This is a genomic window from Nocardioides marmoribigeumensis, assembly GCF_031458325.1.
GTDB classification, from domain to species: Bacteria; Actinomycetota; Actinomycetes; order Propionibacteriales; family Nocardioidaceae; genus Marmoricola_A; species Marmoricola_A marmoribigeumensis.
In genome coordinates, this window is the sequence record NZ_JAVDYG010000001.1 from 1,996,334 (window position 1) to 2,008,736 (window position 12,403).

At 73.5% G+C, this 12,403-nt stretch carries 15 protein-coding genes; 6 read left to right on the forward strand and 9 right to left on the reverse strand.

Going from position 1 to position 12,403, the window contains the following annotated elements; all coding sequences use genetic code 11:
• Positions 1-45 precede the first annotated feature (45 nt).
• Together J2S63_RS09555 and J2S63_RS09560 are read right to left on the reverse strand one after the other, a co-directional pair.
• Positions 46-339 carry a hypothetical protein gene (locus J2S63_RS09555; protein WP_310301669.1) on the reverse strand — a complete coding sequence of 98 codons (294 nt, stop codon included), beginning with the start codon at positions 337-339 and terminating at the stop codon, positions 46-48.
• A gap of 110 nt (positions 340-449) precedes the next feature.
• Entirely contained in the window at positions 450-923 is a 474-nt protein-coding gene (locus tag J2S63_RS09560; protein ID WP_310301670.1) for a CBS domain-containing protein, read from the reverse strand.
• A gap of 127 nt (positions 924-1,050) precedes the next feature.
• Between J2S63_RS09560 and J2S63_RS09565 the strand changes: the two genes are divergently transcribed.
• Positions 1,051-2,163, forward strand: a complete 1,113-nt coding sequence (locus tag J2S63_RS09565) for an NAD(P)H-binding protein (protein WP_310301671.1) — start codon at positions 1,051-1,053, stop codon at positions 2,161-2,163.
• Here the strand turns inward: J2S63_RS09565 and J2S63_RS09570 are convergent.
• The 3 genes from J2S63_RS09570 to J2S63_RS09580 form a co-directional block, all read right to left on the reverse strand.
• Positions 2,154-2,843 (reverse strand): response regulator transcription factor, encoded by a 690-nt coding sequence (locus J2S63_RS09570; RefSeq protein WP_310301672.1) that lies wholly within the window; start codon positions 2,841-2,843, stop codon positions 2,154-2,156. The genes J2S63_RS09565 and J2S63_RS09570 overlap by 10 nt on opposite strands.
• 92 nt (positions 2,844-2,935) lie before the next feature.
• Positions 2,936-3,808, reverse strand: coding sequence for an oxygenase MpaB family protein (locus J2S63_RS09575; protein ID WP_310301673.1), 873 nt, complete (start codon positions 3,806-3,808; stop codon positions 2,936-2,938).
• Positions 3,809-3,813: 5 nt separating this feature from the next.
• Complete coding sequence (locus J2S63_RS09580) at positions 3,814-4,725, reverse strand: oxygenase MpaB family protein (protein ID WP_310301674.1); 912 nt, start codon at positions 4,723-4,725, stop codon at positions 3,814-3,816.
• Between the two features lie 93 nt (positions 4,726-4,818).
• On the opposite strand from J2S63_RS09580, the gene J2S63_RS09585 reads away from it, so the two are divergent.
• Positions 4,819-5,442 (forward strand): TetR/AcrR family transcriptional regulator, encoded by a 624-nt coding sequence (locus J2S63_RS09585; protein WP_310301675.1) that lies wholly within the window; start codon positions 4,819-4,821, stop codon positions 5,440-5,442.
• 15 nt (positions 5,443-5,457) lie between these two features.
• Here J2S63_RS09585 and J2S63_RS09590 read toward each other — a convergent pair whose 3' ends face one another.
• Positions 5,458-6,261 (reverse strand): MBL fold metallo-hydrolase, encoded by an 804-nt coding sequence (locus J2S63_RS09590; protein WP_310301676.1) that lies wholly within the window; start codon positions 6,259-6,261, stop codon positions 5,458-5,460.
• Positions 6,262-6,313: 52 nt separating this feature from the next.
• On the opposite strand from J2S63_RS09590, the gene J2S63_RS09595 reads away from it, so the two are divergent.
• Together J2S63_RS09595 and J2S63_RS09600 are read left to right on the forward strand one after the other, a co-directional pair.
• Positions 6,314-7,192, forward strand: a complete 879-nt coding sequence (locus J2S63_RS09595; protein ID WP_310301677.1) for an SURF1 family protein — start codon at positions 6,314-6,316, stop codon at positions 7,190-7,192.
• Positions 7,189-7,605, forward strand: a complete 417-nt coding sequence (locus tag J2S63_RS09600; protein ID WP_310301678.1) for a DUF3817 domain-containing protein — start codon at positions 7,189-7,191, stop codon at positions 7,603-7,605. The genes J2S63_RS09595 and J2S63_RS09600 overlap by 4 nt, the downstream gene beginning before the upstream one ends.
• A gap of 34 nt (positions 7,606-7,639) precedes the next feature.
• Here the strand turns inward: J2S63_RS09600 and J2S63_RS09605 are convergent, their stop codons facing one another.
• The gene (locus tag J2S63_RS09605; protein ID WP_310301679.1) at positions 7,640-8,272 is read right to left on the reverse strand and encodes a hypothetical protein; all 633 of its coding nucleotides are present in this window, start codon (positions 8,270-8,272) and stop codon (positions 7,640-7,642) included.
• Positions 8,273-8,465: 193 nt separating this feature from the next.
• Between J2S63_RS09605 and J2S63_RS09610 the strand changes: the two genes are divergently transcribed.
• Positions 8,466-8,987, forward strand: coding sequence for a peptidylprolyl isomerase (locus J2S63_RS09610; protein WP_310301680.1), 522 nt, complete (start codon positions 8,466-8,468; stop codon positions 8,985-8,987).
• Positions 8,988-9,013: 26 nt separating this feature from the next.
• Positions 9,014-9,919, forward strand: a complete 906-nt coding sequence (locus tag J2S63_RS09615) for a rhomboid family intramembrane serine protease (protein ID WP_310301681.1) — start codon at positions 9,014-9,016, stop codon at positions 9,917-9,919.
• Positions 9,920-10,026: 107 nt separating this feature from the next.
• Here J2S63_RS09615 and J2S63_RS09620 read toward each other — a convergent pair whose 3' ends face one another.
• Both J2S63_RS09620 and J2S63_RS09625 read right to left on the reverse strand, forming a co-directional pair.
• Entirely contained in the window at positions 10,027-12,168 is a 2,142-nt protein-coding gene (locus tag J2S63_RS09620; RefSeq protein WP_310301682.1) for a DEAD/DEAH box helicase, read from the reverse strand.
• Between the two features lie 41 nt (positions 12,169-12,209).
• A complete protein-coding gene (locus J2S63_RS09625) occupies positions 12,210-12,371 on the reverse strand; it encodes a cell division protein CrgA (protein WP_310306660.1) in 162 nt (53 codons plus the stop codon).
• Positions 12,372-12,403: the final 32 nt, after the last annotated feature.

The following is a 12,403-nucleotide window of genomic DNA, read 5'->3' on the forward strand; positions in this document are numbered from 1 at the left end:
TCATCGGACCATGCCGGTGATCCTCCCCCGTGAAGGTGCGACCGGTCATCCGGTTTTCGGCCGACCACGACGGCTGCGCGGGTGGGCAGCGGTGTCCCGCCGCGCGAGCTGCTGGCCCGTGCCCGCGCCGAGGTCAGGGCGTACGGCGGCCGGGTCGTCGGCGGTGAGGTCGCCACGGTGGTCCGCGAGGACGGCGGCTTCCGGGTGCACCTGTCCGACGGTCGCGCGACCCGGTGCCGCCGCCTGGTCCTCGCGACCGGGGTGGTCGACCACCTCCCCGAGGTGCCCGGGCTCGCGCGGCACTGGGGTGGCGACGTGGTGCACTGCCCCTACTGCCACGGGTGGGAGGTGCGTGGTCGGCGCGTCGGCGGCGGCCGGGGCCCTCGCCGGGGCGCACGTCAACGGCGACCTCGTGCTGGAGGAGAGCGACCCGGACCTGGTGTGAGGGCTCAGGCCCCGGGGGTGCGGCTGGCCGGGAAGGACGCGGGCTCGGGCCGCAGCTCGGGCAGGAAGTGCCCGAGCAGGTCGCGCCAGGTGACCGCCCCGAGCGGGCGGCCGGACGGCTCGACGACGGGCAGCCAGGAGAAGCGGTGCGTGGCGAACAGCCGCGCGACCTCCTCCAGCGTCGCCTCCGGCCCCACGGTCACGGGGTGGTGGTCCATCACCTGGTGCACCGGGCGGCGCAGGGTCTGCAGGTCGCGCGCCTGCTCCGAGGCGGTGTCGAGGTAGGGGCTCAGCGCTCGCAGCACCTCGCGGTCGGAGACGACACCGCGCAGCGTCGAGTCCTCGACGACCAGGACGTGCTGCACCCCGTGGCTGACGAAGACCTGGCGGACCGTGCCCAGCGTGGCGTCGGGCCCCACCGTGATCGGCGGGCCGCTCATCAGGTCGGCGGCACGGACCGTGCCCAGGCTCAGCTCCACCCCGCGACGGTACGACGGGCCGCGGGTCCGTGACCGGCGGAAACGACTGCTTCGGGACGCAGGACCGTGTGAGCCAGGACCTAGGACCCGGATGCGTATCGACCGCCACCGGGGGCACCCTGCGGGCATGACACGTCACGCACCCCAGCGCGTCCTGGTGACCGGCGCCGGCGGCTACATCGGCTCCCGCCTGGTGCCCGAGCTGCTGCGGCGCGGTCACCACGTGCGGGCGACGTTCTCCCGGGGCACGTCCGACCCGGCCCTGTGGTGGGTGCACGAGCGCGGCTGGGCCGACCGGCTCGAGGTGGTCGGCATGGACGCCGGCGAGCCCGAGCAGGTCGAGGCGGCCGTCGAGGGCGTGGACGCGGTCTACTGGCTGGTCCACGCGATGGGCGGCCCCGACTTCGCCGCCCGCGACCGCGAGTGGGCGGGCACGATGAGCAAGGCGGCCGCCCAGGCCGGGGTGGGCCGCATCGTCTACCTCTCCGGACTGGTCCCCGACGTCGAGGAGAGCCGGCTCTCCGAGCACATCGCCTCGCGGCTGGAGGTCGAGCGGCTGCTGTCCACCGACGGCGTCCCCACCCTGACGATCCGGGCGGCGATCGTGATGGGGTCGGGCTCCACGTCCTTCGAGATGCTGCGTCACCTCAGCGAGCGGCTGTGGGTGCGCGGGGTGCCGATCTGGCTGCGCTCCAAGGTCCAGCCGATCGCCGTGTCCGACGTCGTCGAGGCCCTCATGGGCGCGCTCTCCGCGGACCCGGTCACCCGCTCCTACGACGTGGGTGGCCCCGACGTCGTGCCCTACCCCGCCCTCATGGCCACCGCCTCGCGGCAGATGCGGCTGGTGCGGCCCAGCCTGCCGCTGCTGCTCGCCCCGACGCGGCTGGTCGGGTTCGTCGGCGGTCGTATCGCACCGGTGCCCACCACCACGGCCGAGTCGCTGGTCGGGAGCCTGCACCACGACATGGTGTGCGGGCCCGACGCCGAGGACTTCCTCCGCGACCTGATGCCCGAGGGCCACCGGCTCGTCGGGGTCGAGGAAGCCGTGACGCGGTCGCTGACCCGGCCGCGCGCCGGCGTACGCGCGCGGGACCGGGACCCGCTCGGTCCCCTGCCCGGTGACCCGGCGTGGGCAGGCGGCACGACCCACCTCTTCGACGGCCGGGTGAGGCGCCGCGGTGGCCTCCTGCGCCGCCTGGCGCTCGGCCCGGTGTGGCCGGAGTGGCCGCCCTACGACTGAGAGGGGTCGGTGCGACGCTCCGGGCTGAACCCGTGGTCGAGGCCCCACAGCACGGCGTTGGTGCGGCTGGTGACGCCCATCTTGCGATAGCTGGTGCGGATGTAGGACTTGACCGAGTTGATCGACAGTGAGGCGTGCTCGGCGATCTCCTGGTTGGACAGCCCCTGGGTGATCAGCGCGATCACCTCCGCCTCACGAGCGGTCAGGCCGGCGTCGCGTCCGGGCCACCCGTCCTGGGCGTCAGAGTGCGAAGACCCGTTGGCCCGGCCGTCGACGACCCGGTCGGCGCCGTGGACGCCGTCGAAGGTGCCGTGGTGCCCGTCGACCACGCACTCCCCGGCGTGGACCCGTCGGAGCGCGGAGACCAGGTCACGGGCGTTCGCGGTCTTGGAGAGGTAGGCCGACGCCCCGCGCTGGAGCGCCTCGTCCACCAGACGCCGGTCGAGGTTCCAGGAGTAGACCGCGACGCGACGCACGCGCGGGTGACCGACCAGCTCGTGCAGCGCGGCGGAGCGGCCGTGCAGGGCGACGTCGACCAGGGCGACGTCGAGGTCGTGGTCGAGGGGCTGGCGCGAGTCGAGGGAGCGGAGCTCGACCTCCTCGGCGAAGGGTCGCAGCATCTCGGCAAGTCCGCGGACGACGACCTCGGCGTCGTCGATGATGGCCAGACGGATGGGCATGCCAAGGAGTTTATGTAATCAGCATCCGTCACCCCTCAGGGTGATGCTCGCCGCGGACACCCCATCATCGCAGGTCAGGGCGCCGCGGGGCCTCAGACCAGCGGCCGTCCGAGCCGGTGGCGCAGCCGCATGTCCCACACGTTGAGGTGGATCGGCCCCCACCACAGCACCGACGGCGTGAGCGCCTTCACCCGGCGTACGACGGCACACAGCCGCCGCAGCCGCCGCTCGTCGCGCTCGGTCCACCGCAGGCCCATGGCGTCGCGGAACTCGGGGTGCAGGAAGCCGGTGTTGACCCAGCGCATCCACCGGCCCATGAGGAGCTGCAGCGGCCGAGGGAGGAAGCGCACCTCGAGGATGTCGAGCAGGTAGGCACGCGTGCGCTCGTCGATCGAGATGCGCTGCTTGCCGGCCTCCCAGTAGTCCCAGAAGTCGGCCAGCGTCGGGGGCCACAGCTCGCGCGGCACCTGCAGCGAGGTGGCGAAGCGGGTCGCGTGGCGGTAGAACTCCTCGGCGTCCTCCGGTGACGGCTCGCCGTGCACCCGGCAGCGGTAGTCCCACGGTCCCAGGAACAGGCACGCCGCGACCCAGCGCTGCAGCTGGGGCGAGAAGGCGTTGTAGCGCACCGGGCTCGACGCCCGCGAGCGCACCTGGCGGTGGACGGTGTCGACGGCCGTGCGGAACAGCTCGCGGTCGCGGTCGGAGCCCACCAGCGCGACCGCGAGGTAGGTGCCGGTCGTGCGCGCCCGCTTCCACGGGTGGAGGAAGATCTTGCCGCTGTCGACCACGCTCTCCTGGACGCCGTAGCCCACCTCCGGCCACGCCAGCTGCATGACGACGTTGGCGCCCCCGCCGAAGGCGACGGCGGTCAGGTCGATCCACGGCCTCAGGTCGTACGCCGGGTCGGGGTCGGGCACGACCCGGCCGCCCCAGTCGCCGGGTCCGGGCAGGTGACGGGTGCTCATGCTCGTCAGACCAGGGGACGGCCCAGACGGCGTCGCACCGCGACGTCGACGAGCAGCAGGTTGAACGGGAAGGCGCGCAGCGCGTCGGGCAGCGGCCACAGCGCCGCGCCGAGCACGCGCAGGAACGTGGCGTGCCACAGGTCCTGGGTGCTGCTCCACTCCAGGCCGAGGAGCTCACGGACCTCCGGCGGAAGGAACCCGGTGTTGGAGAAGCGGACGAGCGGCGCCAGGGCCGCCGAGAGGGGGAAGGGCAGCACGCGGGCCTCGAGCAGCGAGCGGAGCATCCGGACCGTGTCGTCGTCCATGCCGCTCGCGGTGGCCTGGGCCAGCCCGTTGGCCCAGTACTCCTCGAAGGCCTCGAGGCTCTCGTGCCACATCTCGTCGGTCACCTGGAGGGTGGTGCCGAAGCGGCGGCCCATCTCGAAGACCTCCCGCTCCTGCTCCGGGTCGAGCGGGCCGTGCATGCGCTGCGCCATGTCGCGCGCGCCGTAGTACAGGCACGAGGCGACCCACAGCTGCAGGCCGCGGTCGAAGGCGTTGTAGGGCACCTCGGCGCCCGGCGCCGACCGCACCTGGCGGTGGGAGCCGTTGACCGCCTCGCGGTAGGCGGCGCGGGTCTCCTCGTCGCCGTACATCGCGACCGCGAGGTAGGTCAGCGTGGTGCGGGTGCGCTTGAGGGGGCGGGTGAAGATGCTGCCCGAGCTGACCGGCGACTCCAGGACGCCGCGCGCCACCGGGCGCCACGAGAGCTGCAGGGCGACGTTGGCCCCACCAGCCAGGACGGCTCCGATGCCGTCGACCTTGCGGTGCAGGCGGCGGCGCTGGTCGGGGTCGCGGCCCAGCAGGTCGCCCCGGCGCGTGCCGGTCGGGAGGTGCCGGACCGGCGCGTCCGCGGCGGATGCCCTCGTGGAGACCACGGTCGACCCCTTCCCGTGCGTTACCGTTTCCTGGACCCTAGGAGTGACAACACCCGTAGTCAATCGCCCGGACGTGCCAGAGAGGGGTGGGTCGTGGACCAGCCCGGTGCCGACGACGAGCACCGCCTCTGGGGCGGCACGACGCTGGCCGACCGCCGGGCCGGGCGTCGCGAGAAGCTCCTCGCCGCCGGCCTCGACCTGCTCGGCTCCGACGAGACCGGCGGGGTCTCGGTGCGGGCGGTGTGCCGCCGCGCCCAGCTGACCGAGCGCTACTTCTACGAGTCCTACCGCGACCGCGACGCCCTCGTCGTCGCGGTGTACGACGAGGTGGCGGCCGAGACCCAGCGGGTGCTCCACGAGGCGACCCAGGGGCTGGAGGACCAGGAGGCCGTGGCCCGGGCCGCGGTCGAGGCGATGGTCGGTCTCGTCCTCGACGACCCGCGCAAGGGCCGGGTGCTCCTCCTGGCCCCGATCACCGAGCCCCAGCTCGCCGGCCGCGGGATGCGCTTCATCCCCGCGGTGATCGACATGGTCCGCGAGCACCTCTCGCGCGACGTCTCCGACCAGGACCGCGCGATGATCGCGACGGGCCTGATCGGCGCGCTCATGGGGCTGTTCCACGGGTTCCTCACCGGCACGCTCGACGGGGTCACCCGCGACCAGTTCGTCGAGCACTGCGTCAAGCTGCTCGTGACGGCCGACCGCCTCGAGTCCTGAGGGCCGGCGCGGCGCTCAGCCGCGCAGGGCGTCGTACTCCTGCTGGTCGTGGGCGCTGAACACCCGGACCTCGTCCCCGTGCTCGGCGTGCAGGGTCTGCAGCCGGGCGAGGTTGTCCACGCGCCGCCGGTCGTCGGCGGCCAGGACCCGCTGGAACGCCCTGAGCGCCGGCGGGCAGGTGCGCGGGGTGGCCTTGTCGCCGTGGAAGAAGTAGGCGTCGCCGGCGTGCAGCAGCCAGCCCTCGTCGCCCGGCCGGCGCACCGCGACCGCGCTGTGGCCGCGGCTGTGGCCGTGCAGGGGCACGAGGAGCACGTCGTCGGCGACCACGCTCGCCCCGCCCAGCCCGAAGAAGTCCTCGCCCGGCTCGTCGTGCTCGACCCACCGCGGGCCGTGCGCCCACTGGGCCGGGACGTAGCGCATCCGCTCGTCCAGCCGGGGGTGGCGGGCGGCCTCGAGCTCGCGCCGGTGCACGTGGACCCGTGCCTGGGGGAAGTCGCCCAGCCCCCCGGCGTGGTCGAGGTCGAGGTGGGTCAGGACGACGTCGGTGACCGCTGCGGGGTCGACCCCGCGGCCGGGCAGCTGCGCGAGGGCGGTGTCCTCCCGGCGCAGGTCGAACCCGATCAGAGCCGGGGCCACGTGACCGATGCGGCTCCGGCCCTCGCGCACGTCGGCGGTGCCGAAGCCGGTGTCGACCAGGACGACCCGGTCCCCGGTCTCGACCAGCAGACAGTGGGCCACCCAGTCCCGCGGGACGAGCCCGACCCGGCCCGCCAGGGGGTGCATGCTCGCGCAGCTGAGGTGCTGGATCCGTGTGGTCACCGCGACATCCTGGCAGGACCGGCGACCCCCGCTGCTCACGTACGCTCGAGGGGTGCCTCCCACACCCGCGCGACACCCCTCGACGGTGCGTGTGCTGGTCGGGCCTCCCCTCCTCCTGCTGCACCTGGCCGGCGTCCTCGCCGTGAGCGCGGCCGGGTGGCTGGGCTGGTGGCAGGTCGGGGCCTGGCAGGCCCACCGCGAGGACCGTGCGGCGGCCATCGCCACGGCCGACCCCGTCCCGCTCGACCGGGCCCTCGGCCCCGACGACGCGTTCTCGGGCGAGGACGTCGGCCGGCCGGTGGAGGTGCGTGGGCAGTGGCTCCCGCAGGTGCTGCACGTCGACCAACGACACCGCACCGCCGACCCCGCCTCGGCGTCCGGGGCCTGGCAGGTCGGCCTGCTCCAGGTCTGCGACGACGGCGCCGACTGTGCCGGGGCCTCCACCCTCCCGGTGGTGCTCGGCTGGACCCCGACCACGCAGGGGGGACTCGCCCCGCGCGGTCGGGTCGACCTGACCGGCTGGCTTCAGCCCTCGGAGAGCAGCGACGAGGTGGGCGGACCGGTGACCGGGGACGTCCTTCCCGCCCTGCGGACCGCCGACCTGCTCGACCGGGTGCCCCACGACGTCTACAGCGGCTACGTCATCCTCCGCTCGCCTGCCGCCCAGCGGGGCGACCTGGTCCCGGTCACGCCCGAGTCGCTGCCCGACCCCCCGGCCTCGACCGCGCTGCGCAACCTGTTCTACGGGGTGGAGTGGTGGGTCTTCGCCGGGTTCGCGGCCTACCTGTGGTTCCAGTGGTCCCGCGACGCGGTGCGCACGGCCCAGGGACGCGGCGGCACCGACGGCACCGACGGCACCGCCGGCACCGACGGTGAGGGGCCGACCGCCGACCCGACCCCGGACCCCCGCCCGATAGTTTCGAGCCCATGAGCACCGGGACCGACGGCGTGACTGGCACCGACCGCATCCGGCTGGCCGCGGCGCTGGCGCGCTACCGCGCGCTGGCCAACGTCGTGGGGGTGCTGCTGATCGTGCTGTGCCTGGTCGGCCTGCCCCTCAACGAGGCCCACCTGGTCGATCCGGCGTGGTTCCCCGTCGGCAGCACCGGCCAGCAGGTCGGGGACGCGATCTCGAAGTACCTCGGCGTCGCGCACGGCTGGCTCTACATGCTGTTCCTGCTGCTCGCCTTCGTGCTCTCGCGGCGGGCCCGCTGGGCGCCGGGCTTCACCCTCGTGACGCTGGTGTGCGGCACCGTGCCGATCTTGTCCTTCTGGGCAGAGCACCGCGCCACCCAGCAGGTGCGAGCACAGCTGGATGGCGCGGATGGTGGGACTGCCGGCTGACCCAGCCGCCGAGTCGGTCCCGGTGTTCTCCCGATCAGTTCTTGCTGACGTCGACCTGCTCGGCCGGAGCGTCGGGCGTGGTGGGCTCGTGGGGCTCGTCGACCTGGTCGGAGGCAACCTCGCCCGGGGTGCCGCCCGCGGCGTCGCCCTCCGCACCCGAGGCGGGAGCGGCCGGGGTCACCGGGGTCTGCGCGGTCGGGGCGCCGGCGGCCGGACGCGGCGCGGGGGCCGGCGGCGGGGTGGCGGCCTGCCACGTGGGGGCGGGGTCACCCTGCAGGCGCTTGACCACCAGGGCGGCGACGCCGCCCAGCCCGGCCAGCACGAGCAGCTTGCGCAGCTTGCCGCCCTTCTTGTTGGTCGAGGCGTCCGCGATGAAGTCCGGCGTGCGGTCGTCGGGCAGCCGGTCGTCGAGGCGGGTGGCGACGTTGGCCGCGGCGTCGGCCAGCCGCACGCGGGCGGCGTCACGGGCACGCTCGGCCGCGGGGACGGCGCGGTCACGCGCGTCCTCCAGGACCGGGGTGATGCGCTCGCGGGCGTCCTCCAGCGCCGGCCCGAGGCGGTCGCGGGCGTCGCTGAGGGCGGGTCCGACGCGCTCGGAGAGCTCGGCGGCCTGCTCCTTCGCCTGCGCGGCGACCTTCGCCAGCTTGTCGGACTTCGAGGACCTCATCGTGTCTCCTTCACAGAACCTGGGTGAGCCCGGCTGAGCCCGGTGGGGCTGCGGGCCTCTACATGGCGACCGTGCCCGTCGCCCCGAGGGCGAAACCTCGCCCGGCTGGGGCCGGATGAGAGGATCGACGGGTCCGGACCCCGGACACGTCCCTGACCCAGAGTCCGACGAGACCCGAACGAGAGAGGCACTCGTGGCCGACCAGCTCGCAACGCTCCGCACCAACCGTGGAGACATCACCATCACGCTCTTCCCCCACCACGCCCCGGCGACGGTGGAGAACTTCGTCGGCCTGGCCACCGGCACCAAGGAGTACGCCGACCCGGAGACCGGCGCCAAGCGCACCGGCAACTTCTACGACGGCCTGACCTTCCACCGGGTCATCGACGGTTTCATGATCCAGGGCGGCTGCCCGCGCGGCGACGGCCGCGGCGGCCCGGGCTACCAGTTCAAGGACGAGTTCCACCCCGAGCTGCAGTTCGACCGCCCCTACCTCCTGGCGATGGCCAACGCCGGCCCGGGCACCAACGGCTCGCAGTTCTTCATCACCGTCGGCCCGACGCCCCACCTCAACCGTCGCCACACCATCTTCGGCGAGGTCGCCGACCAGGCCAGCCGCGAGGTCGTCGACGCGATCGCGACCACCGCGACCGGCCGCGGCGACGTCCCGGTCGAGCCCGTGGTGATCGAGTCGGTCACCATCGAGGAGCGCTGAGCGCGCCCGACCCCGACCCCGACCCCATGAGCCAGCACGAGACCGGGGCGGCCTCCGAGGCCGTCCCGGTCTGCTACCGCCACACCGACCGCGAGTCCCACATCCGGTGCCAGCGCTGCGAGCGCTCGATCTGCCCGGACTGCATGCGCCCCGCCGCGGTCGGGTTCCAGTGCCCCGACTGCGTCAAGGAGGGGGCGCGGACCACCCGTCAGGCCCGCACGCCGTACGGCGGCACGCGGCACGGGGGCGGCCCCGTCGTCACCTGGACCCTGCTCGGGCTCAACGTGCTGGTGTTCCTCGCGATCAGCTCGACCGGCGGCAACAGCAGCCGCGTGCTGAGCACCCTCGGGCTGCTGCCCCGCAGCGTCGGCTTCCCCGACCCGTCGTCGCCGCAGGGGTTCTACGTCGCGCGCGGCGTCGCCGACGGGGCCTACTGGCAGCTGCTGACCTCGACGTTCGTGCACGTCCAGGTCTGGCACGTCTTCTTCAACATGATGGCGCTCTACCTGCTCGGCCCCCAGCTCGAGCTGGTGCTGGGCCGGCTGCGCTTCGCCGCGGTCTACCTGCTCTCGGGCCTGGTCGGGTCGGCCACCGTCTACTGGCTGGCCCCCGCCTCCTCCCTCACCGTCGGCGCCTCGGGGGCGATCTTCGGGCTGATGGGAGCGCTGCTCGTGCTGGCGCTCAAGGTGGGGGGCAACGTGCAGGGCCTGCTCACCCTGGTGGCCGTCAACGGCGTCATCACGGTGCTCGGCGCGCAGTACATCTCCTGGCAGGGCCACCTGGGTGGTCTAGTCGGGGGCGTCGTCCTGGGGGCCGTGATGGTTTACGCCCCGCGTGAGCGGAGAGGAATGCTGCAGATCGTGGGCTCTGGCCTCGTGGCTGCCCTGATCCTCGCCGCGGTGGTCGCGCGGTCGGCGGTGCTCTCGGGCTAGCCGATCCGGACGGGAGTCTTTCCACACCGCGGAACAACCATGTGGACAACTACACCGGTGTGATTCCCTCACAGCCGTGGAGAACCCTGTGGATAACCCGGGGATGATCAGGCCGGCGGAGCCGACCGGGCCTCCAGCGCCTCGGTGAGCAGCCCGACCAGCGTGTCCAGCTGCGGCCCGGTGGTGTCGACCTCCTCGGCCGACCCGTCCAGCGCCCGCGCGGCCAGCCCGGCCTTGGTGCCGATCAGCTCTGCGACCCGCGCGTCCACGGTCTGGGCCGCGATGATGCGCCACGCGGTGACCGGGTCGCTCTGACCGATGCGGTGGACGCGGTCGATGGCCTGGGTCTGCTCGGCGTCGGTCCACGACAGCTCGGCCAGCACCACGTTGGAGGCGACCTGGAGGTTGACCCCCACCCCCGCTGCGGTGAGGGAACAGACGATGACCTGCACGTCCGGGTCGTTGACGAAGGCGTCGATGCTGGTCGCGCGCTGACGAGGGGTCTGGTCGCCGCGGATCGCCGACCAGCGGATGCCGCGCTTGGTGAACGTCTCCTGGGCGGTGTCCATCACGTCGATGTGCTTGGCGAAGAACACGACCTTGCCGACGCTGCGGGCCAGCTGGGCGGTGTAGTCGGCCGCCAGGGGTGCCTTGGCGCGGCCGATGCGGCGCACCATCGAGAAGATGTTCTCCCCGCTCTCGGAGGAGGACTCCTCCAGCTCGCGGGTGGCGACGCGACGCACGAGCTCGAGGTCGAGTCCCTCCGCCGGCGGCTCGGCGGTGCGCGCCTCCACCGCGGCGTCGTAGCGACCCACCAGGCGCCGGACCAGCTGCTCCTCGGCGGCCCGGATCGAGGCGCCCGCCTCGTCGTCGAGCTCCACGGGCAGGTCGGCGATGCGGCGCTCGGGGATGTCGGCGGCCACGTCGACCTTGCGGCGGCGGACGATGCCGAGGTCGATGACGCAGCGGCGGGCCGCCGGGTAGAAGCCCGGGTCGAGCGGGGACAGCCCGGTCTCCTCCAGGGAGTCCATCAGCTCGGCGAGCGGCTTGCGGTCGTCGATCCAGCCGAGGAACTGCCAGATCGCCCGGAAGTCCTCGATGTCGTTGATCAGCGGGGTGCCGGTCAGGGCCATGAGCAGGGGCCGCGTCACCCGCGTCCGGATGCGCTCCGAGAGCTCGAGCACGTGCTGCGAGCGCTGGGAGGTCTTGTTCTTGATGAAGTGCGCCTCGTCGACGACCATGCCGCGGAAGCCCAGGTCACCGAGCCACCCGACGTGGCGGTCGAGCACCTCGTAGTTGACCACGATGATGTCGGCGAACCCGTCGATGGTCTCGCCGTCGCCGTGGATGACGGTCGCCCGGTGGCGCGGGGTCCACAGCTCGGCCTCGTGGGCCCAGTTGGCCTTGACCACGTTGGGGACGACCGCGAGCAGCGGGTAGGCGTTGGCCGCCTGGGCCGCCAGCAGCGCCTGCGCGGTCTTGCCGAGACCCGGCTCGTCGGCGAGGAGGAACGTGCGGTGGCCCTGGCGCGCCGCCGTGACCAGCCGGGCCTGGTGGCGCATCAGACCACGGCCCTGGGGGACGAGCACGTCGTCGGCCTCGGGCAGGTCCATGCACGCCGACTCGCCCGGGACGGACTCCTCGAACGCCCGGAACAGGGGCCCGAGGAGCTCCCAGTGGGCCAGCTGGCCGCGGGGACGCGAGGGCCGCCGGGGCGCGCTGAAGTCGGGGGCGAGGAAGGGGTTGGCCAGCTGGCGGGAGACGACGGACTGGGGGACGACCCGCCGTTCGCCGCCCCCGCCGGGACCCGAGGTCGACAGTCGGTCGGTGGGCTCCTCCTCGGGGTCCGGCTCGAGGCCGGCAGCGGCCTGCATCTCCCGCTTGAGGCGGCGCGCCTCGGCCGAGACGACGGCGTCGTCGCCGAGGAGCTCCAGCAGCGAGGACTCACGGGCCGCCGTCTTGGCCAGGATCGTGGCCACCCCGTCCAGACGCTTGAGCTGCTGGTCGCGGAACGACTCGCTCACGGTCTGGTCGGCGCGGACCGCGGCGCGGGCCTCGCGGACCAGCAGGGAGACCACCTGGAACCGGGTGCGCACCGAGGAGGTCACCCGGCCGCGCTCGACCGCGCTCTCGATCTCCCGCACGCCGCGCGCGAGCACGGGGATGATGCCGTCCTCGTCGTGCTGACGGCGCTCACCGCGCTGCGAACCCCCGCGCGACCGGGGCGGCTGCTGACGCCCTCGTGCCAACGGTGTCCTTCCTCTTTCCCTGGTGTCCTGCGACCGCCCGCTCACTCCCAGTGAGTGGCGTAGACGAACCCGACGGCCATGAAGGCGACGCCCACGATCAGGTTGTAGTTGCCCAGCTCGCGGACCAGCGGGAGGCTCGCGTCCTGGCTCGTCACGTAGTAGACGACGATCCAGACCAGTCCGAGCAGGAAACATCCCAACATGCCGACCACGACCCCGCGACCGCGGCCCAGTG